The sequence below is a fragment of the Pseudoalteromonas sp. MB41 genome, assembly GCF_020966275.1.
GTDB lineage: Bacteria > Pseudomonadota > Gammaproteobacteria > Enterobacterales > Alteromonadaceae > Pseudoalteromonas > Pseudoalteromonas lipolytica.
In genome coordinates this window covers 143,307-167,125 of sequence record NZ_JAJJZF010000005.1, presented here as the reverse complement: position 1 = coordinate 167,125, position 23,819 = coordinate 143,307, and the positions used below count along the sequence as shown (strand labels likewise).

Below are 23,819 nucleotides of genomic sequence, written 5' to 3'. Positions count from 1 at the left end.
GTAAAGGGCTTTATAAAGAAAAACGTTAATTAAGACAAAGTGTAAGATGCAAGTTGTGCATCATTTGCTACAAGTGTATTTAGATTTTCAAGCACAATTCGAGATGTCACATTTTCTGATGTGAAAACATGCGAAAACTGTGTTTGCACTAATTTATTGAATGCCGCTTTATCTTGGCTTTCTACGCCCCAAACTTCAGCAAGTGTTTCAAGTGCTTCGCCTTCACCGCGAGACATATCACGTGCAAGTTGTTCCATATTGCCATCAATAAACGTTGCAACTTTCGTTGATGCAGTTACTGTGCCTGTGCCATCACAGCCTAGCGTACCAAATGTAATACCGAATGTTTGGTTACCAGAAATACCATTTGTTGTTGCACCAAGTACTTTAACAACTTTACCGTCTTTACCTGCAAATAACATTGAACCGAAACCACAACCAATATCTTGGTCGGCCATTGCAGTTGAAAGTGGAAGTAGTGAAAGTGCAGAAATAGCAATTAATTTTTTCATATCCTGAATCCTTTTAGATAAACCGTTATTAACATTAATAAGGCAAATTAAGCTTATACAGAATGCACTCTATATCAAATAAAAAATACCTAAAATAGAGAAAAAACAACAGACATGTTCAAAAATCAACCAACTTAGCCCCTGTTAAGCGACTGAGGTCGTGAACAGAAATCGAAACCTCTAAACCACGTTTTCCTGCAGACACGTACATAAGCTCACAGTTTGATGCACAATGGTGGATAAACGTAGCAAGTCGCTTTTTCTGACCAAGCGGGCTTACTCCTCCAAAAATATAACCTGTACTATTTTCAACTTTTTGCTGAGCAGCCATCTGCACCCTTTTTACACCGGCCGCTTTGGCTAACATTTTAAGGTTTACTTGCTGCATAACTGGCAACACCGCAACAAGCAGATGATTGTCGTTATCTTCAAGTACCAACGTTTTAAATACTTGCTCTGCCGGTAAGCCTAACTTTTCAACCGCTTCAAGACCGTATTGTGTGTTATTGGGGTCATGGTCGTAGCTAAGAACATTAAACTTAATTCCCTTTTTTTTGAGTAAGTTAATTGCAGGTGTCATCTATTAATCCTTAAAAAACCAATGCTGTTTCATTAAAAAGTATCATAACTGTTTGTTATAGAGAAAGAAGCAAACACATTAAAAACCGTTCTTTAATGACCAATAAAAATTCCTGCATACGCTACACTAAAGGTATGAGCACCAAGCAAGGTCAGTATCATGTCGAAACACACCTGCTTCTATCTTATAAAGCAGTGCATAGTTATCGTTACATTACTAAGCACCATAAACTTTATCTGCAACGAATACACAGCTTGGAATGCGTATATTGCCTGTCAAAATAAGTGTCATACCCTAGGGCTTGATAAAGGAAAAATTCAAAAAACTGCATTCTCAGAGGATGTGACTCTGTGTCGGTGTCTTGCCGATACAGACTACTATGTGGTGCTAAACTAATGTTTTGTATAAAAATAGAAACTAGGAAAAAATAAAATTTAACGTATTATTAAATTCTACTAACGAAAGAACGAAGGAAAGTACATGTTTTTAGACTACTTTGCACTAGTTATGCTGGTGTTTGTTACTGTAGTAATATTTTATGGCGTAATAGCCATCCACGATATTCCCTACGAGATTGCCAAAAAACGTAATCACCCTCATCAAGATGCCATTCATTATGCTGGCTGGGTCAGCTTGTTTACACTACATGTGTTATGGCCTTTGCTGTGGGTGTGGGCAACCTTATGGCGCGACGACAGAGGCTGGGGGTTTAACCAAATTCAAAAAGAACAAGAAGAACTTGCCGAAAAAGTAGCTAGCTTGTCAGCGACTGTCGCTGCATTACAGGCACAAATAAACGCCCAATCGAATAATAAAGAGAAGTAAAATATGGATTTACTATTAATACTATCTTATACCGCACTATGTATTGGCATATTTAAAGTATTCAAGATCCCCCTAAATAAATGGACAGTGCCAACCGCTGTACTCGGCGGTGTCGTTTTAATTGGCACACTCATTTTATTGATGAATTACAATCATCCACACTCGAACATGGCAAGCAGTGTCTATGTAACCACCCCCATTGTTCCAAACGTTAGAGGCACTGTTGAAGAGGTTGCGGTAAATGCAAATCAGCCGGTTAAAAAAGGGGATTTACTCTTTCGCTTAGATGACACCTTATATAAAGCTAAACTAAATGAGGCAATGGCTGGATTGCAAGATGCGACGCAATCAGTCTTAGGGTTAGAAGCCGCATATAAGTCAGCACAAGCAAGTACTCTTATGAGTAAAGCAGAGTTCGAGCGAAGTAAAAAAGAATACGAACGCTATGAAAAAGGGGCAAAGAGCGGTGCCTATTCAAAAGGCCAAGTTGATAATAAACTAGGAGTCTACCTCGCAGCGAAAGCAAACTACGAAGCGTCACAAGCACAAGAGTTACGTCAGAAGCTTGCGTACGAATCAGAAATTAATGGTGAACAAACCAAAATAGCCGCAGCTAGGGCCCATTTAGAACAAGCACAGTTTAACCTTGATAGCACTCGTGTTTATGCACCGACAGACGGTTACGTTACCCAATTAACTCTTCGCCCAGGGATGATTGCCGTCCCTATGCCATTGCGCCCAGTGATGACCTTTGTACACAAAGAAGACACTCGTTACGTGGCCGCATTTAGACAAAATTCATTACTTAGATTAGAGCCTGGCTATAAAGCTGACTTTATTTTTAAAGCCATTCCCGGCAAAACCTTTGCTGGCGAAGTCGTTGATGTACTACCAGCAATAGGTGAAGGACAAGTTCAAGCACAAGGTACGCTAATGGGCAGTGAGTTTTTTGCACGTGAAGGGCGGGCAATCGTGACACTGAAAATTACCGACGATATGAGTGAATATCATCTCCCACAAGGCACAAGTACCGAAGTGGCCGTGTATTCAGAACATTTTGAGCATGTTTCTGTTATGCGAAAAGTGTTAATCAGAATGAAAAGCTGGCAAAACTATTTGTTCTTAGATCACTAAAACAAGCATAAAAAAGGCGCTTAAAAATAAGCGCCATTTTTATATTCAGCTAACTAAAATTACTTAGTTAAATCATCGAAGAATTTCTTCACACCGTCAAAGAAACCTTTTTCTTTTGGGCGATTTTTAGAACCATCTTTACCCATGCTTTGCTCAAGTTCTTCAAGCAGTTCACGCTGACGTTCATTAAGATTAACAGGCGTTTCTATCACGACTTTACAGATTAAGTCACCTTGAGCACCACTGCGTACAGACTTAACGCCTTTACCACGCATACGGAACATTTTACCCGTTTGGCTTTCTGCTGGGATCTTCAGTTTGGCACGACCGTCTAACGTCGGCACTTCAATTTCACCACCTAATGCTGCCGTTGTGAAACCAATTGGTACTTCACAATACAGGTTATTGCCATCACGTTGGAAAATTGGGTGTTCACGAACAGAGACTTGAACATATAAATCACCCGCAGGGGCACCATGCATCCCCGCTTCACCTTCACCTGAAAGACGAATACGGTCACCCGTATCTACACCCGCTGGGATTTTAACTGATAATGTTTTAGTCTTTTCGACGCGGCCTTGACCATGACAGCTATCACAGGGATCAGAAATAATCTGACCAGTACCCTGACAGGTAGGACATGTTTGCTGCACAGCAAAAAAACCTTGGCGCATTTGCACTTGGCCTGCACCATGACACGTTGTACATGTTTTTGGTTTAGAGCCGGCTTTTGCGCCACTACCATCACAAGGTTTACAACTTACCCATGTCGGTACTTTAATTTCTACATCTTTACCACGAACAGCTTCTTCAAGGCTTAAGTCCATGTTGTAACGTAAATCAGCACCGCGCTGTTGGCGAGATTGACGACGACCACCGCCACCGAAAATATCACCAAACACATCACCAAAAATATCACCAAAGTCACCGTGACCACCACCAAAGCCACCGCCATGACCGCCACCACCTTGTTCAAAGGCAGCATGACCATATTGGTCATACATTTGACGTTTTTGGTCATCAGTAAGTACTTCGTAGGCTTCTTTTACTTCCTTGAATTTCGTTTCAAGTTCTTTATCGCCTGCTGTACGGTCTGGATGATATTTCATCGCTAAGCGCTTATACGCTTTTTTGATGTCTCGTTCGCTGGCATCTTTGCTAACGCCGAGAACTTCATAATAATCGCTTTTTGACATATCTATCACACTACTCTTTTTACTGCAGTTTTCACTGCATGAAAGTAAACCGATAAAGGGTATCGCTTTACCATCCATATACATGCAAAAGGCGCGTCAAGCGAAATCGCCGGCGCGCCTCAATCATTCATCCTAACTTAATTGGCCTAATAAAGCAGCCTCTTTTAAGCTAGGCAGAAGCGGTACGAACAATTACTTGTCGTCTTTCACTTCTTCGAACTCTGCATCAACAACATCGTCGTCTTGCTTAGCAGAAGATTGTTGTGCACCTGCGTCAGCACCACCTTGTTGTTGTGCTTTAGCTTGTGCAATTTCCATAAGCTTTTGTGACTTTTCAGCAAGCGCTTGCGTCTTCGCTTCGATCTCTTCTTTCTTGTCACTCTTAATCGCCGCTTCAAGTTCTGAAACTGCAGCTTCGATTGCTTCTTTATCTTCTGCAGGTAATGCATCGCCTGCTTCTTCGATTTGCTTACGTGTACCGTGAACCATTGCATCAGCTTGGTTACGAGTCGCGACTAGCTCTTCGAATTTCTTGTCTTCTTCAGCGTGAGCTTCTGCATCACGTACCATTTTTTCAACTTCTTCATCGCTTAGACCTGAAGAAGCTTGGATAGTGATCTTCTGCTCTTTGCCTGTATCTTTGTCTTTCGCAGATACGTGTAAGATACCGTCAGCATCAACATCGAAAGTAACTTCAATTTGTGGTGTACCACGTTGCGCTGGACGAATACCTTCTAGGTTAAATTGACCTAGTGATTTGTTATCGCTAGCACGCTTACGCTCACCTTGTAACACGTGAATCGTTACTGCAGACTGATTATCTTCCGCTGTTGAGAACACTTGTGATTTCTTAGTAGGAATCGTCGTGTTTTTCTCAATTAACGCCGTCATTACTTGGCCCATCGTCTCGATACCAAGTGATAACGGAGATACGTCAAGAAGTAGTACGTCTTTTACGTCACCTGCAAGTACGCCACCTTGAATCGCTGCACCTACTGCAACCGCTTCATCGGGGTTAACGTCTTTACGTGGTTCTTTACCAAAGAACTCAGCAACCGTTTTTTGCACTAGTGGCATACGTGTTTGACCACCAACAAGGATGATGTCATTAATGTCGCTAACTGATAAATCAGCATCAGCAAGTGCACGCTTAAGTGGCTCGATTGACTTAGTAACTAAGTCTTCAACCAGTGACTCAAGTTTTGCACGTGTTACTTTCACGTTCATGTGCTTAGGACCTGATGCGTCAGCAGTCACATACGGTAAGTTAACTTCTGTTTGCTGTGCAGAAGAAAGTTCAATCTTCGCTTTTTCAGCTGCTTCTTTAACACGTTGCATTGCAAGAGGATCATTTTTAAGGTCAATGCCTTGATCTTTCTTGAACTCTTCAACCAAGTAGTTGATTACACGGTTATCAAAGTCTTCACCACCTAGGTGTGTGTCACCATTAGTCGCAAGTACTTCAAATGTGTGCTCGCCTTCAACTTCGTCAATCTCGATGATTGAGATATCGAAAGTACCGCCACCTAAGTCGTAAACTGCAACAACGTTTTCACCTTTGTTTTTGTCCATACCGTATGCAAGTGCAGCGGCTGTTGGCTCATTGATGATACGTTTTACTTCAAGACCTGCGATACGACCCGCATCTTTCGTTGCTTGACGTTGTGAGTCATTGAAGTAAGCAGGTACAGTGATTACCGCTTCAGTAACCGCTTCGCCTAAGAAGTCTTCTGCTGTTTTCTTCATTTTCTTCAGTACTTCAGCAGAGATTTGTGGTGCAGCACGTTTTTCACCGCGTGCTTCAACCCATGCGTCACCGTTATCAGCCTTTACAATTTTAAAAGGCATGATGCCGATATCGCGTTGCACTTCTTCATCTTCAAAGCGACGACCAATTAGACGCTTGATAGCAAATAATGTGTTAGTTGGGTTTGTTACTGCTTGGCGTTTTGCAGGTTGACCAACTAATGTTTCACCGTCTTGCGTGTATGCAATGATCGATGGTGTTGTGCGATCGCCTTCCGCGTTTTCAATTACGCGTGCTTTATCACCGTCTAGTACTGCTACACAAGAGTTAGTAGTACCTAAATCGATTCCAATAATTCTACCCATGAATCTTCTCCAACTTCAAAATTCGTTAAAACGTTCGATGACTAGTAAATAGGGGTGCAGCAAACTGAATTCAACTATAAAAATGAAAAAAATTTACTTTTTTTTGAAATATTTTCTAAATGCATACTTTTTCCGCAAAAACCGCCGGTTTCTAAGCCAAACGGCGTGCCAAACAAACTGGTCTGATGACTTTTACTGTGCTATAACCAACGACATAATAATAAATGTTAAGGATATTTATGCATTTTGAACAATTACTCGCTAAAGCCAGTGAGCTTGGTAAAGATAAAACCAAAGTCATGCAATTCCCCGAAAACTGGTGTCAGGGTCGTACCGCGTTTGGGGGGTTATCGGCCGCTTTATTATATCAAGCTATGCGTCAGCATATTGATGGCTCGCGTCGTTTATTATCACTGAGCACCAACTTTGTAGGGCCATTATTGGCTGATACTGATTTTTCCATTGATGTTGAGGTATTGCGCGAAGGTAAAAACAGCGCACAAGTACTTGCCAAAGTCATTCAAAATGGTGACGTATGCGTGATAACCCAAGCCTGCTTTGGAGCCAATCGAGAATCAGCGGTACGCGTTGATGTGAGTAAAATAATGCAACTCAAACCGGTAGATGAGCGATTCATCCTCCCTTATAAAGAAGGAATGATGCCTGCGTTTTTCCAACACGTATCGCTGTGTTTGCAAGATGGTAATATGCCATTTTCTGCTGCCGATACCTCACACCTTGGTGGCTGGATGAAGTTTAAACAGGGGCCTTCGCAAATGGCTGAGGCACATATTATTGCGCTAACAGATGCCTGGCCGCCGACATTATTACAAATGTTCAAGCAACCTGCACCTGCCAGTAGTATGTCATGGTACATTGAATTTTTAGATGAGCCCGAAGTTGCACCTGATGCATGGGTTGGGTATGAAGCAATCACCCATCACAGTAAAGGGGGTTATGGCTTAGAAGATGGCTGCATTTGGCGTGAAGATGGCAAGCTTATCGCACTCAGTCGCCAAACTGTCGCTTTATTTGCTTAACTTATCGGTGCTGAGCTTTGCGTACTCAGTACCATCAAGGCGAATAATCGCTTGATATTCGCCTGAATCAATTATTTTTCCAAGGCCAATATTAAAGGTCTCTTTAAGTGCCTTATTATTGAAAAAAGCGGGTCTTGGCGCACGTTGGAAAATAGGGTGGACCACAAAAGGAAGATGCTTGGCTGATTGCTTGTATTTTTCTAGATAATATAAGAACACACGACGCTCTAGAATAATGACATCGACCCAGCCTTTCATTAAATGATCAACCTGTGCCTCTTGGTTTATCACTTCGTCGTAAGAGCGTAAAATATGAGTAATTGATTTAAAGGGCGGTTCGATAAAGTTTGTCGCATTTTGAAAAGCCAACACACTTTTACCTGCAAGGTCGTACACGCTATTAATTGTAAACTCGCTGGCAGCTAGACTAATCGCAACATTTTGATAATAAAGCAATGCCTCACTTTTATATACGTCAGCATGTACCGTGGCAGGAAAATTTAGGGCGATGTCTATTTTGCCTTGAATAAGCTGCTGCTCTATACGCTTATTCGACATGTAGTGGATATCAAGCTGAGTGATGCCCTGTGATTTAAGTGCCGCTTTGACTATTTCTAATTGAATACCGCTGTTGGTACGCTCCATCATATAAGGAGGTAGATAGGCACTTGCAGCAATCACGAGCGCCTTCTCAGTATGCTGAGAAGATAAGCAGTAAGCTTTAAAATTAATACACAGCATTAAAAAGAAAAGTAATTGCTTCACCGCTCACCTTAAACAACATATTGCATAAAATACACTCAAGATCTGTACATATATTAACTTATTTAAAACAATTCTGCATTTGTATTTAAGCCTTAATTGATGCAGAATTAATTAAGTTCTTGTTTAAGAGACCCTTAGTTTGCAAACAGCATGCCCAAGTTGTGATCATGTCATTGAGATCCCAGACCTTAAAGCAAAACAATTAGCAGTCTGCCCGCATTGCAATACAAAGCTGTTATCTTCACAAGCAAATCAAGATAGCCACATTGTTGCACTGAGCTTAAGCGCCATTGTGATGCTATTAAGCAGTATGTTTTACCCATTCTTATCATTTACCAGCAGTGGCATAACGCAAACAATTACGCTGCCTGATGCTGCGCGAATATTATTTAATTACGACAGTGACTTTCTAGGCCTCTTTATCGATGTAAGCATCATCGGCTTACCGATGTTTTTACTTTTACTGATTATTCCTCTTCACTTAGGGTTACTAAAGGCATTGCCCTATTTATGGGGTAAACGACTGTTAAAAATTACCTTTGCTTTAGAACCTTGGATCATGTCCGAAATTTTCTTAATTGGTGTCATGGTCAGTATGGTTAAAATAATGTCGATGGCTGATATTGAATTTGGTGTCAGCTTTTACTCGTATGCCGCCTTTGTTATCTGCTATGTAAGCGCGATAGCAAAGCTCAACAAGCACGCTTTATGGCAACAAATCAAACCCCCAGTTTACATCGAACAAACAAAGCCTAACACTAGGGCCATCGATCAAGGCTTGCGTGCATGCCATGTTTGTGGCCAGTTAGGAGACACCGATATTTGCGTGCGTTGTGAATCTAAAACCTTCACTCGTAACCCGTATAGTGTTCAAAAAGCGGCAGCTTGGTTAATAACGTCTATCGCGTGTTATATTCCTGCCAATATTTTTCCCATTATGTACACAACGAGCCTAGGTGATGAAACCCCGTCGACATTAATTGGCGGTGTGATGATTTTATGGAACAGTGGCTCCTACCCTATTGCAATGATTATATTTTTAGCCAGTGTAGTCGTGCCTTTGGCTAAAGCATTGGTAATGAGTTTTTTATGTTTTATGGTGGCACGGCCAGCGAATAGGCAAACAAAAAGTTACACTCGAATTTATCAATTAACTGAGTTTATTGGTAAATGGTCAATGATAGATGTATTTGTTGTCGCTATTTTAGTAGCCTTAGTACAACTAGGAAACTTAATGTCAGTGACACCCGGTATCGGCACCGTCTTTTTTACAACCATGGTGATCTGCCAAATGTTAGCAGCCCATGCATTTGATCCACGACTATTGTGGGATAACCCTGAAAACTTAAAAACAGCGAAACAAGAGACCTTGGTATGAGCGAAACCGCTAAAATAAAAACAGCGCCCAATATATCGGCAATTTGGATCATTCCCGTTATTGCCTTGCTAATTGGTGCATGGATGTTATATCAATATCAAGTAAATAAAGGGACAACCGTCTTTATTAAAATGCCCCATGCGGAGGGGATTGTAGCTGGTAAAACAGAGATTAAAGTTCGCAGTGTAAAAATAGGTCAAATCGATCATGTTAGACTCTCCGACAAACAAAACAGTGTTATTGCTCGCGCTCAAATAGATAAACATTACGAAGACTTACTCACCGAAGATGCCAAAATTTGGGTTGTAAAGCCGCGCATTGATGATACAGGTATCAGCGGCATGAGCACGCTACTTTCTGGCGTTTACTTAGAATTCTCTCCTGGCGAAAGTAAAAAACTCACTGAAAAATTTGAGTTACAAGAAGAACCGGCATTAATTGGCAAAGATGTCAAAGGCGGACGTTTTACTTTACTGAGCTACAACGCTGAAGTGCTTGATGTGAGTACGGGCATCTATTTTAAAGATTATAAAATAGGTCAAATAGAAACAGCCACATTTGACTGGAAAAATCAGGCAATGAAATACGGTATTTTTATTAACGAACCGTACCAGAACTTAATAACACTCAACTCCATTTTTTGGGTTAACTCAGGCATTGAAATTGATCTTTCTGCCGATGGTATAAATGTTAACACCGGCTCTTTAAGTAAACTGCTTAAAGGCGGTATCTCTGTCGGTAGACCAGAGCAGCAAGCCCCCGGTGAAGTAGCCAGCAATGGGCATAGCTTCTCGTTAAGTGATAGCTATAAAGCCGCTTTAGAAGAGCGTTTTTATGATTTTGATTACTACTTAATAGACTTTGAGCAATCAATTCGAGGCCTGAGAGCCGGCGCTCCCGTTGAATACAGAGGAATGCGAATAGGCAGTGTGGTTGAGGCACCCGCCAGTGTCATTATAAACGGTAAACCTGCCCACTTTCGAACCGATAACACAGCCGTTCCTGCGCTCATAAAAATTGAATACGGGCGGCTTTATCATGACAGTGCAGCGGCACGAGAGTTTTGGCATTCAAGCCTCAACGGCTGGATTAAAAATGGTCTGCGCGCTTCCTTAAAACCAGGTAACTTACTAACGGGTGCGGTGTACGTTGATCTTGATATTTACGACAACGCGAAGCCTGCAGAACTCACAACGATTGCTGAGTATACTGTTTTCCCGAGTGTATCGAGTGGTATCACGGTGCTTGCAGACCAAGTGTCTGATGTGCTTAATAAAGTGAATAATTTAAAAATTGAAGACAGTTTAGCGCAAATGCAAGAGACCTTTTCAGAATACCAAGCGCTCGCTCATGACATGCGGGATCTTCTTAATAAACAAGATACCCAAGATTTACCCGGTGATATTAATCGAAACTTTGCTGAAATGACCAAGAGCATGCAGCAATTTGATAAAACCATGAAACAGTTCGAAAAAACAATGGCAAGTTATGAGCAAGGCTCAACATTCCACCAGCAATTACAAACAACCTTGTCAGAATTTAAGCGCTTAAGTGAAGAGCTACAGCCACTTACCCGAGGTTTGAATCAACAGCCTAACATGCTGATTTTTGATAAAGAACTCCCAGCTGATCCCACTCCGAGGAAACAATAATGAACAATAAACATCTCGCTTTATTTAGTTTAGGCGCAGCATTACTGTTAGTTGGTTGTAGCCAAACGTCATTCTCAACAATCGAGTATTATCAGTTTTCGCAGCCAATCGTGGCTATGAAGCGTTCGAGTGACAATACACACGTTCAGCTAAGAGTTAATACTGTTCAATTGCGAGGCGCACTGAATAATCGCGGTATTGCAATGGTTCTCGATAATAACCGTGTTAACGCAGCAAATTATCACCTGTGGAGTGAATCGCCTGACTTAATGCTGACAGCCAGTGCGCATCAGCAACTATACACACAGCTGACAAACTGGATGGTAATAAAAGGATTACCGGTTATTACCGATGTCGATCAACAACGTTACTACGAGCTTGAATACGAACTTCATCACTTTAATGGCGACGAAAAAGGTAACGCAAATATCGCAGGTCTTTGGCGTTTATATTACACAACACCAGAGACTGGTCGAAAAATAAAGGCTGTTAACTACTTTAACGAGCTAACACCTTTACACGATAATGATTATGAAGGGCTCGTTGCAACACTTGAGACGACGTGGCTTAAAGTGAATCAACAAGTAGGCAATGAACTCTCAAAGCTTACTCTTTAAAAGTAAAGTGAGTGGTTGGTGATCGTCATTAATAATGACATCACCCACCTGCTCAAATCCGAGTTTTTGTAGTACTTTTTGCGATGCACTATTTGTTTGTGACGTAATTGCAACCAATACTCCAAGTGCCTTAACGTGCGTTTTTGCTAACAATAAACCAGCCGCACGGGTGGTAATTCCCTGCCCTTCATACTCTGCTAACAAAGCAAACCCTAAATCTGGAATAGCCAGTGCGTCACGCTGAAACAAGCCCACCATTCCTATCGCTGTGCCATCCGCTAAACAAACAACATAACTGCCAAAACCGAACTGCTGGTGGCTGTTAATAAAGGTCTGTTGAATATAATGCTGTGCTTGTGCCAACGTTTTAATCTGCTTATCACCGATGTATTTGATAAAAGAGGGTTGATTTAAAAGACTGAGAATAAATTGCTCGTCACCCGGTTGCCCAGCACGTAAATGGATATCAAACATTTAAGTTCCCTTAAAATACTTTACTGACTACATCTGATGTAAAATTTAAACAATCCAGAACACGCTTTTTCTGAGCGGTCGACAATGCGTCTATATCAAAATAATCATATTCTGTGTGTTCACTACTGAGCATAATTTCCGCATTTTCAGGTAAATAGGCACGAAATATAAATGCGTGAGAGTTAAATGCTGTGTGGTAATAAACCCCACTCAGATAGCCAATTTGAATGTCGCAGTTGAGCTCTTCTTTACATTCACGCACTAAAGCCTGATGTATTGTTTCACCTTGGTCTAAGGCACCGCCCGGTAATCCCCAACTTTTTTGCCCATAGTCTGCTTTAAGTAATAATACTTGGCCCTGATCATTCGTGATCACAGCATGACTACTTAACCTGTATGTATCTGAAAAAGCCATAAAAACCCTTCGTAAAATTTTACTTAAGCCTAACATGAATACACTGCTTAAATTAATTAAGATAAGATAAAAATTCTTATTGACTAAATTAAAATTCAGGATTATTTTTCACGCGATGTTTTGGGCAAAACAATAGCAGTATATCCTCTATACTGTCTGGCGCCAGCCAACGCAGGCACTTACCGTAAAGCGGCCTTAAAGTGTGTTCGCGTAAAGCAGTGACATGAGTTGAAAAAACAACTTTTGATTTATGTAAGCAAAAGACTTTTGCTTAACTGTGTGAAAATTATAATGCAAGAACCTTCTGCGTTAAGTTTACTACCGCCAATATTGGTGGTGGTTTTGGCCGTATTTTTACGCCGCCCTATTTTATCTTTACTTATAGGTGCCCTCTTTGGTTTAGCCATGTTGGGACCTACTGCTATATTAGCAAACTTTGCTGATATTTCTCTTAAGGTGATGCAAGATGAAACTATCGCTTGGCTTATTTTAGTCTGTGGTGGCTTTGGTGCATTAATCGCTTTGTTAGTCAGGACCGGAGGGGCAACTGCCTTTGCCGAGTTAGCACTTAAGTTTGCAAGAGGGCAACGCTCTTCTTTACTTATGACGTTTGCTTTGGGTGTAATTATATTTATTGATGATTACCTAAATGCGCTGACTGTTGGCGAGACAATGAAACGCATCACTGATAAATTTAAAATCAGCCGTGAAATGCTCGCGTATGTCGTTGACTCGACAGCAGCCCCTATCTGCGTACTTGTGCCATTATCAACATGGGCCGTGTTTTTTGGTGGGCTTCTAGTCGACAACAATGTGGCCGCTGAAGGTCAAGGCATTGCCGTGTATATCCAAGCGATTCCGTATATGTTTTACGCTTGGTTTGCCGTTATTGTCGTATTGCTCGTTAGCTTAAATGTGATCCCTGCATTTGGGCCAATGAAAAAAGCACAACGTCGTGCCATGCACAACGAAATAGCCGTGTCGAACAACCAATATAACGACGTTCATACTGCGGATGAATACGCGGTAAAGGCAGCTGAAGAAAACTTCGAAACAGCGGCTACTAACGGCAAATTGTATAATTTCTTGGTCCCTATCATCTTGCTAGTTGCTTTTACCGTGTACTTTGATATCGATGTATTCAAAGGGTTACTGGCAACGTTTGCTGTGGTACTACCGTTTTATATGTTGCAAAAACTTATGTCATTAGGGGAGCTTATTGAGCGAATGCTTGATGGTTTTAAAAGCATGATCCCAGCTATCGGCACAGTCGTGGCGGCATTTATATTTAAAGATGTTTGTGATCAGCTTATGCTTCCACAGTATGTGATAAATACTTTAAGCCCCTATATGACAGCACAATATCTACCTGCGGTGGTCTTTTTAGCAATGGCTGTACTTGCCTTTGCCACGGGATCTAGCTGGGGAATATTTGCAGTGACAATCCCTATAGTTATGCCATTAGCATACGCAATTGACGCCAATATTCCATTGGTGATTGGGGCATTACTGTCGGCTTCGTCATTTGGTAGCCAAGCATGTTTTTACTCTGACTCCACTGTACTAGCAGCACAAGGCTCGGGTTGCGATTTAGTCAGCCATGCTGTCACACAATTACCGTATACCCTTATAGCAGCAACGGCAGCCTTTATCGGGTTCTTACTCGTTGCCTAAAATTACAAAGCCCAAGCAAATGCTTGGGCTTTTGTAATGACAACCAGAAAACTTACTTTTGAAATTTAATTCCTTTGTAATAGGTTTCTAGATTAGTCACTTTAGTTTGATTTTCGAAGTCGGCGAATGGTTTGTCTGCAAACTTACTACCACGCATTTGCACGCTTAAACGCGGCGCCTTATCATTTAACATGGTTTGCTTGTAATAGTCTTTCAAGTCAGCCAACGTCACTTTTTCAACTTCAGCAATTAACTGCTCTTTCGAATCAAAGTCAAAGTTTTCACGGTACCAATCGTTAATAAGTGGCGACATTTCATCACTGAGATTCTTTGGTTGCTCTTTTAGCGACACGAGGGTGGCATTTTTAAGCTGAGCAAATGTCTCTTCTGTCATGCTATCAAGCTCTACCGCGTATTGTTTTTTAAACTCATCAAAACGCGTTTGCATCTCTTTTGGCCCTTTAACAGGTGTTTGAATGTACAAACCAAGCGCAGAGTAATCTTCAATAGGTCGAGCCAATGCACCCACCGCATAAGCTAATTGCTCTTCGGTGCGCAGTTTATCAAAAGCAACGGTTCTGAAGTGGTTTTGCAACACTTGTGCTTGTGCTTTTTGTTTATAACCCGGCGTAGGATGAACGACCATATCGATGATCGCAACATCAGCTACATCAATGTCTTTTTGTAATACTATGCGCTCACCTTCTTGTGGTAACCACGCTTTGCTGCGCGCAAACTCCGTCGTTTTATGACCCTTTGGTAAAATGGCTATCAATTTATTTGCAATTGACTCAACATCTTTTTGATTATAATTACCGAATGAGAATACACGTAAGTCATTAGCTGCTAGGGTTGATTGTTTAATACTTTCAAAGTCAGCCAAAGTGAGTTCATCTGCTGCGGCAATTAATGTCTCAGTATCAAACTTACCACTGCGAATTAATTTAGAATACTCACCAAAAGCTTGATAAAACGGAAATTGCTTTTGCTGGTTTAATAAATCGCGCTTAAAGCGGTCAATCGCTTGTGCAAACCCTTCTTGAGACACGTCTAATTGCAGATTTTCTAACGCTTGTGCAAGTAAAACGTCTTGCTTATCGGTAAAGCCACTGAGTGATAAAATCAATCCATTACTTGGCTGTAAGCCAAGGCTCATCCCCGCAACAGCAGCTTCAGTACTTAGTTTACTTTGTTGTAAATTATAGACATCAGCCCAAATTGAGTAGAGAACCTGTGATTTTGCGTCAACTAATGCATCGGGTGTATTGATATAAACTTCGACTAAGCCTTTAGGTTGCTCAGCAAATTGCTGACTTGCTTGACGCCATACTTTTACGCCTTGCTTATCAAACACGAGTTTAGGATGATCTTGCTGCTTAAATTCACCCGTTTTAATAGCAAAACTTTCGGGTAATAAGCGATTGACGGTTGGTAAGGCAAGTGCAAATTCACTTGGTTGACTCCAACGTTTAATTTCATCTTCACTAATATCTTCAATACGGTATTTACCATCATAGAAGTGTAACTGTGAGTCTGTTTCTTCTTGCTTAGATATATACCAAATACGCAAAGTATCTTCATTGAGTTGAGACAGCACATTCTGCACGGCTTCAGCATCAAATTGAGCGTAGTAATAAGGTGCATTAATTGCATTATTAACAGGGAACTTTTGCATGCTATCAGTTAGATTACTCACATAACCAAACTCATCGCCTTTTTCTAAAAACTGAAATTCATTGTTTAAAGAAGTGCGGATCTCATTAAAGTATTTACTATCAACACCCTGCTCTTTTATCAATGCAATGTATTGCATGATGGTAGCGACAATTTCCTCGCGGTTTTGCATGCCTGCATCTGTCAGCTCAACGTTCACAGTTAGACTGCCATAGTTACCATATTGTGTCGGAGCAGCAGACGCTGTTAATTGAGAAACCCAACCTTTATCTCGTAGAATTTGAGCGGGGCTACCTTGCATTTCATTACTCAGCAGGTAAGAAACAAAACGGTTTGGCTTAACGGCAAACTGATTACTGTTATCAGCAATCGTAAACTCTAACTGAAGTTGCTTAACATCTTCATTTGGCGAGTAATAAACGCGTTTGCCACCGGCTTGGTCAAAGTCTAACTTAGCTGTGACAGTGGGTTTCTCGATATTTTTGTTTTCAATGTCTGCAAAATATTGCTTAGCTTTAGCTTCCATTTCTGCAAGCGGACGATTAGAAATCATTGCAACTTTCATGATGTTAGATGAGTAGTACTTATTATAAAACTCAACTGTTTGCTGATGTAAGTTACTGCCTTCTTTATCCCCTAAAGTTTCAAGGTTTCCGATTAAGAAACGATTAGCTGGGTGTGAACCCATCATTTTACGCGCTAACTTAAATTGCCCAAAAAAATCCATTTCGCGGCGCATTGACCATTCCGCATTTACTGCATTTTTTTCTTTATCGGTGTACTCAGGATATAGCTTGGGTGATTTAAAGAAATCTGCAAAACGGTCTAATGCTTCATCGTATGCATCATTATTCACTTTAAACATGTAGTTGGTAATATCTAACCACGTATAAGCATTATGTGCCCCACCGTTTTTAGTCATAAAGTCACTGTACCCTTTAGTATCCGGGTAACGATCGGTTCCTAAAAATAGCATGTGCTCTAAATAATGTGCCATCCCCTGTTGTGACATAGGGTCATGCAAAAGACCAACACCCACACTTAAGGCTGCCGCTGATTTTTCAACACTGGGATCTGAAATTAAAATAACATCTATTTCGTTGTCTAATTTAAGTGTTTTGTATTCACGGCTATCGTTTGGGCTAACAACCAACGAGTCTGGGATCAGGCTGGTATTAACACTCGGTGGTGTAGAAGTAGAAGAACAGCCTGCTAATACTGCAAATGCAATCGCACTAAGCCCTATTATTTTTGTCATTTTATTGTATCCATTAGATATTACATTAATTATTATTTATCATGAGTTTTCATAGGTCGCAATTCAATGCTTTTTAGCGTAACAACCCTAAAAGTTTGTAACACATTGTGAAAAAAGCAGGACTAACGACTTAAACTTTACAACTATAACTATAACAAAGGATGAACTATGGAAAAGTGGCTAATTGTAGCAATGTTCACACAGGTCTTACTTACGTTCATTATTATGTTCATAATGGGTAAACGCCGTTTTCGTGCTGCAAAGCAAAAAACAATTGAAATGAAAGATTTTCTTACCATGGAGCTCGAAAAAGCCGGCTCAGATGTACGTGTCGCAGATCGAAATTTTATTAATCAATTCGAAATGCCTGTGTTGTTCTTTATTGCCTGTTTAACAGCCTTACAGTTAAATGCGGTAGGTTATATGTTTGTGGCATTAGCGTGGGGTTATGTTTTGCTGCGTGTTGTGCACAGTTATATTCATTTAACATCAAATACGTTAAAAGTGCGTTATTACAGTTTTGTTATTAGCAGTTTAGTAATGCTATCTATGTGGGTGGTCATTTTAACTCGCGTTTTTTAGCGTCCATACTCGGTAAGGCGAATTAAACGCCTTACCGAAATAGGTGTTTATTTTTTAAAGCGACTCACGCCTGCAAAGGCAAGAAGAGATAGTAGCCATGCCATGCTCCCTGAACTTCCGCCACTGGTCCCATCCCCAGAATCAACATTGTCAATTAAGGTGTTTTCTTTAGGTTGCAGCGATGCAGATGAGTTAGGGTCGTCATTTACGATAATAACACTGTTAATCGTCACTAAGTCCTCAGCATTAAAACCCGATGTCGTATCAGGACACTGATCTTTATTAAGGCCTACAACGGGAATTTCACCACAATGGACCAAAGACGTAATTGCATCAATTGCCTGTTGGCTATCTGCTGTAATTTCACCGAACACAGTAAAACCACCATTTTGTACGTCTAAATTCGCGCTGTTATCTTTTAAGTTAAAAAACCATTGGCTTGTTGCACTATTCGCATTGCCGCCTTGTTTGGCCATCGCTATTGTGCCTTTCACATTTGATAACTCAGGTTCGTTTTTTATTGCAGGCTTCGTTTCAATCTCTTTAAAATCAGTATCATAACTAAAGCCACCGCCTTGCAAAACAAAGTTATCTACAGAGCGATGAATAACACTGCCATCATACGCGCCATCGCCAACGTAGCTTAAGAAGTTTTCAACTGTTACCGGTGTTTGTTGATCATATAAGTTGATAGTAATAGTGCCGTGATCGGTTTGCATTTCTACAACCGTTGCATTTGCTTGGAAACACGCAGCAAATAACAATGAAGATACCAAGTGCTTTTTCATTATTAATCATTCCTGATAATTTTTATTATAAAACTGCCAAGAGACTAAACAAAAAACAGCTGTCGTAAAATAGCAGACCAAACAGTTACACAAAACACATCAAATCAATCACAACTTAGTTACACTTATTTACATCGCGTATTCATTTTAGTTATATAAAAATTGCTTTTAAAAGCAAAATCGTCTTATCAAATACACTGAGTTTGTTAGTATCTACACGACAACAATGAACACATAGGAACACCACTATGGCTAATGAAGAAACCGCAATCTGCGATTTTGGCTTACACCAAGGTGAGCCATACAATAAGCTCCCAGCAAGCTTCCTTAACTGGATGGTTGGTAATAACCACCAAAAATCCCATTATGCTGAACAAGAGTTACAACGTAGACAATTAGCGGCGACGGGACAATTAAATACACAAATGAGCAATAAAAACGTATAAAAGTCATTTAATTTAAACCTCAGTCGTTTAAACTAAGCGCATAATTAACCTCATGCTTTTATCAGGCAACATATTATGCGCTTTTTTATTTTATCTTCACTACTTGTCACACTCACTGCATGTAGTAGCCCTTCAAATCATACTGATAGTGTTCAATACCTTACACTTCTCCACACGAACGATAACCATGGCCGTTTTTGGCACAATGAACAAGGTGAATACGGCATGGCTGCTCGTAAGACCCTTATTGATCGATTAAAAGCAGAAGCAGTCAACAATGGACACGCCGTATTATTATTGTCTGGTGGCGATATTAATACTGGTATTCCTGAATCTGACTTACAGCACGCTGAACCAGATTTTAAAGGAATGTCTGCAATTGGTTATGATGCAATGGCAATTGGAAACCATGAGTTTGATAACCCATTAGCTGTTTTAGATAAACAACAACAGTGGTCAAACTTTCCATTCTTATCTGCCAATATTTTTGATAAAGAAACCGGAAAAACAGCCTATCAGGCTTATGAAGTATTCGAAAAAAATGGCCTTAAAATAGCCGTCATTGGTTTAACGACCACGGATACGGCAAAGATTGGTAATCCGCAATACATTGGCGGGCTAGATTTTCAAGATCCGGTCACTGTGACAACCCGCTTAGCCCCTAAAATAGAGGCGCAATATAATCCCGATATTACAATTGCTGTTACGCATATGGGCCATTATGTCGATGCCAACTATGGTATTAATGCACCCGGCGACGTGACAATGGCGCGCAATTTACCGAAGGGTATGATTGATATTATCGTAGGCGGCCACTCTCAAGAACCTGTGTGTATGTCAGAAGAGAATGTCGCAGATGTTAATTTTGCACCAGGAAAGGCCTGTAAACCAGACCAACAAAATGGGACATGGATTATGCAAGCCCATGAATGGGGTAAATATGTTGGTAAAGCCGAGTTTAAACTAGAAGGTGACGAATTGACTCTCCTTAACTATTCACTTATTCCTGTTAACTTATATGTTGAAAATAAAGAGGGTAAAAAACAGCTAGCAGGTGATTATATAGAGCCCGATAAGTCACTCAAAAACATGCTTGCTGTATACCAAGAAAAAGGCGCAGCCCAAATTGCAGGGAAAATAGGTGAAGTTGATAGCAAGCTAGAAGGAGATCGTAATAAAGTGCGTTATCAACAAGTAAACCTAGCTCGCGTGATTATTGCAGCACAAATGCAATCTGTCGGAGCTGACTTTGGCATAATTAGTGGCGGTGGTATCCGAGATAGTATTCACGCAGGTGATGTAAGCTACAAAGATATTTTAAAAGTACACCCGTTTAAAAATAGAATTACGTACATTGATATAACAGGTAAAGACCTGTTTGATTACCTTGACGTTGTGACATCATTCCCACCCGACTCAGGTGCGTATTTACAATATCATAAGCTTAGTTTTAAACGCGAAAACAATCAGCTATCCGATGTTAAAATTAATGGTGCGCCAATTGAAATGACTAAAACCTACCGTATGAGTATCAATAGCTACAATGCCTCAGGCGGTGATGGTTATCCAACGCTTACCAAAAAAGCCGGATTCGTTAGTACTGATGATACCGATGCACAGGCATTGAAACGTTACTTCGAACAAAACAGTCCTCTAAAAGCGGCTGATTACGCGCCTAATTAGGGGCAAAGTAAATAAAGCAAGGGAAGTCAGTAACATGCACTTCCCTTTTTTATTTCTTATAAGCTACTTTGTGGTTGTTATTTTCCAATGACTTCAATGTCATCTAGCGTAATGCCCTTTAAACCATAATGGTGTAGACGAGAGCGAGACCCTTCCCCATGTGCTTTAGGTGGATAATAGGTGTCTTTAATTTCTGGGAGTTCCTGCCAAACCTCATCAAGGGCCGCGCGTATTTCACTTAATGTTTTTTCTAAACTATTCGTGAAATTTGGTCGTTTGCGTATGGTGTGACCAAGTTCTACTAACCGGTAAAAATACTTATTAGCCAGTGCTAACAACTCTTCGGGAACATCTTTATTTTGATTAAGTATGACGTCTGGGTTTTCAACACAAAACTCAACTAGGGCCAAATAAAAACACAGCGGCTTATTCGCTAAAGCAACGGTTTTTTCTTTGTCGCAATTTGCTGACAATGTTTTACTTTTAAGGTCAACAATCAGTTTTGGTTGCAATTGAGTATGTTTTTCAACATCAGGGGTATGTTTCGCAATTTTTATCTTAGTGCGCTCACTCAAAAAGAGTAAATAGGTAAACAATCCTGCAAATCCAAAAACTAAAATCAATACAACAATGTCATTCTTTTCAAATATTGAGGAGTCTACGACAAAACTAACACTGAGAGATTTTTGTGGTGTATGCAATTGTTTCACAATCAAATCTGCACGCGCAGGGTATTCTGAAATTCCCTCAATAGAGTAAACAAACACATCAGAGGCAGATAACTGGCTATTTAACTGCTCAATATAATTAAGCACCATGTCTTTACTACCCGAATGTTTAAGAAAGTCATCGGGTAAATTTAAGTAGTTCAGGTCAAGTGCAATCCGATTTTCTATTTTAACGATTGTTAACGCATTATTCGCACGGTTATCACTATATTTTGCAGAAATATAACTCGCAAACATCATAATACTTGCGACACAGAAAACCACTGCATAGGCAAACTTTACTCTAGTTGGCAGCATTGTTTTCCCCTGTACTGCGTTTTATTTGCTTTTCAGCATCACATTTCCAAAATGATTCTACATGATTGAAGTAGTGTGAATTCTGGCTGCGCGCTAATTCTGTTAAGCGTAATTGCACTGCGCAAAGTAGATCAGTATTTTCATTTTCCATTTTTAAGTACCAGCGACTACCACTAATATTATCGCTAATCGGGGTAATATAATTTGCGGAAAACTTTGCTTGATCCGAATCTTGCCAATATGAAGAAATCAAATCGACCTGACCACTGGCAAGTAATTCTCTCAGTTCAAAATGAGAGCTGGCATAAACAATGTTTAAATTCTCAAGGTTAATATCTAACTTTTTGAATAATTGCTTCGGTAGTATATGACCAGAACGACTTGTCGGATAATCTAACAGGCCAATACGTTTATCAAGAAAGTAACTTTTCTCTACACGAGGTTTTTCAGTACTTGAAATTAAATAAGCGGTGTAATTTGGAAACCCAACTACAGCTTGGTAGTTATAGGTCGATTCTGCCATAAACGCATTTATAAGATTCTCTTTAGCGAGAATAAGATCAGCAATTCCTTTACCTAAAAACTCGATTGTGTCTGAGGTTTTATAGCCCCAGTAAGAAGTGACAGTTCCATATTGCTTACTAATAGTGTCATCACTACACAGTACTTTCGCAACGTCCTCAGCAAGCACTTTACCTGATGAATAAACAACAAGTTCATTAAGATTAACATCTGACTTTGTTGCACATTGATACGAAGTTTCTATGAAAGCGTCAATATCAGAAATCGGTGCTTTACTCTGCATCGTTCCGATGCAAAAAAACAAAATAAGAGACAGAAACAAAAATGTAACAATCGATGATTTTTTTATTAGTATTGTTTTCAAATTCAATTTTAATAGCCAACAACGCACTGTTGTCTCTATTTGAACAATTATTCTTACTCATTGCAATAGGTAACTTTACTTAAACATTGTAACCTATTGATTTTATGAATTTATGAACAAGAAATTATGAATCTTATTGAGTCCTTTCTATTTCAGCTGAAATTCAGGAGAATTGACATTATGGAATCGTGCTTAATTACGCATTTATTCGGACACTGACTCAATGTTACAAAAAACAAAAACAATGTTGCTCATATCAACTGGCATTTTATCTATGTCAATGAGCTCACCTTCTCACGCATGGGGGCAAAACGGCCACCGTATTGTAGGTGAAGTAGCTGCAAACCATATTACCGACACCACTCGCCAGGCTTTAACTCCCCTATTAGACGGTGAATCATTACCTCAAATTGCTACCTGGGCCGACGAAATGCGCTCAGCACCTGAAACATTTTGGCAAAAGAAATCATCACGCTGGCATTACATAAACTTTGATGAAGGTGATGCAAAGCCAAAGTACGATGAGCACGCACACCATAATAAAGACTCTGTTACAGATATTTTAGAAGGCATTGAATACTCAATTACAGTATTAAAAAATGACAATGCATCCATTGCTGAAAAGCAGTTCGCTTTGCGCTTTTTAGTTCATTTGGTCGGCGATAGTCACCAACCTTTTCATGCAGGTAGAGGCGAAGACCGCGGCGGAAATAATATTTCTGTCACATTCTTCGGTCAGAATACCAATTTACATAGCTTATGGGACACAAAGTTAATTGAAAACGAAAACTTGTCCTATAGTGAATTTGCGCAATTTATAGACACTAAAAATGAAGAACTTATAGCAGATTACCTCTCAAGCTCTCCAAGCGATTGGTTAATAGAATCTCATAATATTGCAAAATCAATCTATAAAGAAAATGAAACAAGCATAAGTTACAGTTACATATACAAAAATGTACCAGTTATAAAAACTCGCCTACAACAAGGTGGGATCAGATTAGCCGGTTTATTAAATTCGTTATTTGATAAATCAGCAAAACCGTTAGTAAAGGCACTAAAGATGCCAACTAACAGTGAACTATAAACTAACAAACCTCTAA

At 40.1% G+C, this 23,819-nt stretch carries 22 protein-coding genes; 11 read left to right on the top strand and 11 right to left on the bottom strand.

The window, feature by feature from the left end; translation table 11 throughout:
- Nucleotides 1-29 precede the first annotated feature (29 nt).
- Nucleotides 30-512, bottom strand: coding sequence for a DUF3015 domain-containing protein (locus LPA49_RS08250; protein ID WP_230236348.1), 483 nt, complete (start codon nt 510-512; stop codon nt 30-32).
- 118 nt (nt 513-630) lie between these two features.
- A complete protein-coding gene (gene ybaK / locus LPA49_RS08245; RefSeq protein WP_065979172.1) occupies nt 631-1,092 on the bottom strand; it encodes a Cys-tRNA(Pro) deacylase in 462 nt (153 codons plus the stop codon).
- A gap of 480 nt (nt 1,093-1,572) precedes the next feature.
- Here ybaK and LPA49_RS08240 point away from each other — a divergent pair, with 480 nt between their 5' ends.
- Both LPA49_RS08240 and LPA49_RS08235 read left to right on the top strand, forming a co-directional pair.
- The gene (locus tag LPA49_RS08240; RefSeq protein WP_036972677.1) at nt 1,573-1,917 is read left to right on the top strand and encodes a DUF3302 domain-containing protein; all 345 of its coding nucleotides are present in this window, start codon (nt 1,573-1,575) and stop codon (nt 1,915-1,917) included.
- Nucleotides 1,918-1,920: 3 nt separating this feature from the next.
- Nucleotides 1,921-3,051 carry an HlyD family secretion protein gene (locus LPA49_RS08235; RefSeq protein WP_182396610.1) on the top strand — a complete coding sequence of 377 codons (1,131 nt, stop codon included), beginning with the start codon at nt 1,921-1,923 and terminating at the stop codon, nt 3,049-3,051.
- Nucleotides 3,052-3,110: 59 nt separating this feature from the next.
- Here the strand turns inward: LPA49_RS08235 and dnaJ are convergent, their stop codons facing one another.
- Both dnaJ and dnaK read right to left on the bottom strand, forming a co-directional pair.
- On the bottom strand, nt 3,111-4,247 hold the full coding sequence (gene dnaJ, locus LPA49_RS08230; protein WP_036972987.1) for a molecular chaperone DnaJ: 1,137 nt from the start codon (nt 4,245-4,247) through the stop codon (nt 3,111-3,113).
- A gap of 192 nt (nt 4,248-4,439) precedes the next feature.
- Nucleotides 4,440-6,359: a molecular chaperone DnaK gene (gene dnaK, locus LPA49_RS08225; RefSeq protein WP_065979170.1), complete on the bottom strand. Its 1,920-nt coding sequence runs from the start codon at nt 6,357-6,359 to the stop codon at nt 4,440-4,442.
- A gap of 239 nt (nt 6,360-6,598) precedes the next feature.
- Here dnaK and LPA49_RS08220 point away from each other — a divergent pair, with 239 nt between their 5' ends.
- Nucleotides 6,599-7,399: a thioesterase family protein gene (locus LPA49_RS08220; protein WP_074989156.1), complete on the top strand. Its 801-nt coding sequence runs from the start codon at nt 6,599-6,601 to the stop codon at nt 7,397-7,399.
- Here the strand turns inward: LPA49_RS08220 and LPA49_RS08215 are convergent.
- A complete protein-coding gene (locus tag LPA49_RS08215) occupies nt 7,388-8,164 on the bottom strand; it encodes an ABC transporter substrate-binding protein (RefSeq protein ID WP_230236346.1) in 777 nt (258 codons plus the stop codon). The genes LPA49_RS08220 and LPA49_RS08215 overlap by 12 nt on opposite strands.
- Nucleotides 8,165-8,303: 139 nt before the next feature.
- Between LPA49_RS08215 and LPA49_RS08210 the strand changes: the two genes are divergently transcribed.
- Genes LPA49_RS08210 through LPA49_RS08200 form a run of 3 tightly spaced genes read left to right on the top strand, consistent with a single transcriptional unit; the run spans nt 8,304 to nt 11,811 of the window.
- Entirely contained in the window at nt 8,304-9,542 is a 1,239-nt protein-coding gene (locus LPA49_RS08210; RefSeq protein WP_036972686.1) for a PqiA/YebS family transporter subunit, read from the top strand.
- Complete coding sequence (gene pqiB / locus LPA49_RS08205; protein ID WP_036972689.1) at nt 9,539-11,194, top strand: intermembrane transport protein PqiB; 1,656 nt, start codon at nt 9,539-9,541, stop codon at nt 11,192-11,194. The genes LPA49_RS08210 and pqiB overlap by 4 nt, the downstream gene beginning before the upstream one ends.
- Nucleotides 11,194-11,811: a membrane integrity-associated transporter subunit PqiC gene (locus LPA49_RS08200; protein WP_230236344.1), complete on the top strand. Its 618-nt coding sequence runs from the start codon at nt 11,194-11,196 to the stop codon at nt 11,809-11,811. The genes pqiB and LPA49_RS08200 overlap by 1 nt, the downstream gene beginning before the upstream one ends.
- On the opposite strand, the gene LPA49_RS08195 is transcribed toward LPA49_RS08200, so the two are convergent.
- Nucleotides 11,794-12,285: a GNAT family N-acetyltransferase gene (locus LPA49_RS08195; protein WP_036972694.1), complete on the bottom strand. Its 492-nt coding sequence runs from the start codon at nt 12,283-12,285 to the stop codon at nt 11,794-11,796. The genes LPA49_RS08200 and LPA49_RS08195 overlap by 18 nt on opposite strands.
- A 10-nt stretch (nt 12,286-12,295) precedes the next feature.
- Complete coding sequence (locus tag LPA49_RS08190; protein ID WP_230236342.1) at nt 12,296-12,700, bottom strand: NUDIX hydrolase; 405 nt, start codon at nt 12,698-12,700, stop codon at nt 12,296-12,298.
- Nucleotides 12,701-12,991: 291 nt separating this feature from the next.
- On the opposite strand from LPA49_RS08190, the gene LPA49_RS08185 reads away from it, so the two are divergent.
- A complete protein-coding gene (locus tag LPA49_RS08185) occupies nt 12,992-14,374 on the top strand; it encodes a Na+/H+ antiporter NhaC family protein (RefSeq protein ID WP_074989175.1) in 1,383 nt (460 codons plus the stop codon).
- Nucleotides 14,375-14,426: 52 nt separating this feature from the next.
- Here LPA49_RS08185 and LPA49_RS08180 read toward each other — a convergent pair whose 3' ends face one another.
- Complete coding sequence (locus LPA49_RS08180) at nt 14,427-17,306, bottom strand: insulinase family protein (RefSeq protein ID WP_065979163.1); 2,880 nt, start codon at nt 17,304-17,306, stop codon at nt 14,427-14,429.
- Between the two features lie 168 nt (nt 17,307-17,474).
- On the opposite strand from LPA49_RS08180, the gene LPA49_RS08175 reads away from it, so the two are divergent.
- Nucleotides 17,475-17,888: an MAPEG family protein gene (locus LPA49_RS08175; protein ID WP_230236340.1), complete on the top strand. Its 414-nt coding sequence runs from the start codon at nt 17,475-17,477 to the stop codon at nt 17,886-17,888.
- A 47-nt stretch (nt 17,889-17,935) separates the two neighbouring features.
- On the opposite strand, the gene LPA49_RS08170 is transcribed toward LPA49_RS08175, so the two are convergent.
- Nucleotides 17,936-18,676 carry a peptidylprolyl isomerase gene (locus LPA49_RS08170; RefSeq protein ID WP_036972704.1) on the bottom strand — a complete coding sequence of 247 codons (741 nt, stop codon included), beginning with the start codon at nt 18,674-18,676 and terminating at the stop codon, nt 17,936-17,938.
- A gap of 248 nt (nt 18,677-18,924) precedes the next feature.
- Here LPA49_RS08170 and LPA49_RS08165 point away from each other — a divergent pair, with 248 nt between their 5' ends.
- Together LPA49_RS08165 and ushA are read left to right on the top strand one after the other, a co-directional pair.
- Nucleotides 18,925-19,122 carry a hypothetical protein gene (locus LPA49_RS08165; protein WP_036972706.1) on the top strand — a complete coding sequence of 66 codons (198 nt, stop codon included), beginning with the start codon at nt 18,925-18,927 and terminating at the stop codon, nt 19,120-19,122.
- Between the two features lie 75 nt (nt 19,123-19,197).
- Entirely contained in the window at nt 19,198-20,805 is a 1,608-nt protein-coding gene (ushA, locus tag LPA49_RS08160) for a bifunctional UDP-sugar hydrolase/5'-nucleotidase UshA (RefSeq protein WP_230236338.1), read from the top strand.
- 77 nt (nt 20,806-20,882) lie between these two features.
- Here ushA and LPA49_RS08155 read toward each other — a convergent pair whose 3' ends face one another.
- Nucleotides 20,883-21,830, bottom strand: coding sequence for a hypothetical protein (locus LPA49_RS08155; RefSeq protein WP_074989150.1), 948 nt, complete (start codon nt 21,828-21,830; stop codon nt 20,883-20,885).
- The gene (locus LPA49_RS08150) at nt 21,817-22,722 is read right to left on the bottom strand and encodes a hypothetical protein (protein WP_230236336.1); all 906 of its coding nucleotides are present in this window, start codon (nt 22,720-22,722) and stop codon (nt 21,817-21,819) included. Before LPA49_RS08150 ends, LPA49_RS08155 begins: the two co-directional genes overlap by 14 nt.
- Nucleotides 22,723-22,939: 217 nt before the next feature.
- On the opposite strand from LPA49_RS08150, the gene LPA49_RS08145 reads away from it, so the two are divergent.
- Nucleotides 22,940-23,803, top strand: coding sequence for a S1/P1 nuclease (locus LPA49_RS08145; protein WP_230236334.1), 864 nt, complete (start codon nt 22,940-22,942; stop codon nt 23,801-23,803).
- Nucleotides 23,804-23,819: the final 16 nt, after the last annotated feature.

Excerpts from the sequence above, each read along its gene's own strand:
- LPA49_RS08250 (WP_230236348.1), bottom strand. The coding sequence starts at position 512 with ATGAAAAAATTAATTGCTATTTCTGCACTTTCACTACTTCCACTTTCA.
- ybaK (WP_065979172.1), bottom strand. The coding sequence starts at position 1,092 with ATGACACCTGCAATTAACTTACTCAAAAAAAAGGGAATTAAGTTTAAT.
- LPA49_RS08240 (WP_036972677.1), top strand. The coding sequence starts at position 1,573 with ATGTTTTTAGACTACTTTGCACTAGTTATGCTGGTGTTTGTTACTGTA.
- LPA49_RS08235 (WP_182396610.1), top strand. The coding sequence starts at position 1,921 with ATGGATTTACTATTAATACTATCTTATACCGCACTATGTATTGGCATA.
- dnaJ (WP_036972987.1), bottom strand. The coding sequence starts at position 4,247 with ATGTCAAAAAGCGATTATTATGAAGTTCTCGGCGTTAGCAAAGATGCC.
- dnaK (WP_065979170.1), bottom strand. The coding sequence starts at position 6,359 with ATGGGTAGAATTATTGGAATCGATTTAGGTACTACTAACTCTTGTGTA.
- LPA49_RS08220 (WP_074989156.1), top strand. The coding sequence starts at position 6,599 with ATGCATTTTGAACAATTACTCGCTAAAGCCAGTGAGCTTGGTAAAGAT.
- pqiB (WP_036972689.1), top strand. The coding sequence starts at position 9,539 with ATGAGCGAAACCGCTAAAATAAAAACAGCGCCCAATATATCGGCAATT.
- LPA49_RS08200 (WP_230236344.1), top strand. The coding sequence starts at position 11,194 with ATGAACAATAAACATCTCGCTTTATTTAGTTTAGGCGCAGCATTACTG.
- LPA49_RS08195 (WP_036972694.1), bottom strand. The coding sequence starts at position 12,285 with ATGTTTGATATCCATTTACGTGCTGGGCAACCGGGTGACGAGCAATTT.
- LPA49_RS08190 (WP_230236342.1), bottom strand. The coding sequence starts at position 12,700 with ATGGCTTTTTCAGATACATACAGGTTAAGTAGTCATGCTGTGATCACG.
- LPA49_RS08185 (WP_074989175.1), top strand. The coding sequence starts at position 12,992 with ATGCAAGAACCTTCTGCGTTAAGTTTACTACCGCCAATATTGGTGGTG.
- LPA49_RS08180 (WP_065979163.1), bottom strand. The coding sequence starts at position 17,306 with ATGACAAAAATAATAGGGCTTAGTGCGATTGCATTTGCAGTATTAGCA.
- LPA49_RS08175 (WP_230236340.1), top strand. The coding sequence starts at position 17,475 with ATGGAAAAGTGGCTAATTGTAGCAATGTTCACACAGGTCTTACTTACG.
- LPA49_RS08170 (WP_036972704.1), bottom strand. The coding sequence starts at position 18,676 with ATGAAAAAGCACTTGGTATCTTCATTGTTATTTGCTGCGTGTTTCCAA.
- LPA49_RS08165 (WP_036972706.1), top strand. The coding sequence starts at position 18,925 with ATGGCTAATGAAGAAACCGCAATCTGCGATTTTGGCTTACACCAAGGT.
- ushA (WP_230236338.1), top strand. The coding sequence starts at position 19,198 with ATGCGCTTTTTTATTTTATCTTCACTACTTGTCACACTCACTGCATGT.
- LPA49_RS08155 (WP_074989150.1), bottom strand. The coding sequence starts at position 21,830 with ATGCTGCCAACTAGAGTAAAGTTTGCCTATGCAGTGGTTTTCTGTGTC.
- LPA49_RS08145 (WP_230236334.1), top strand. The coding sequence starts at position 22,940 with ATGTTACAAAAAACAAAAACAATGTTGCTCATATCAACTGGCATTTTA.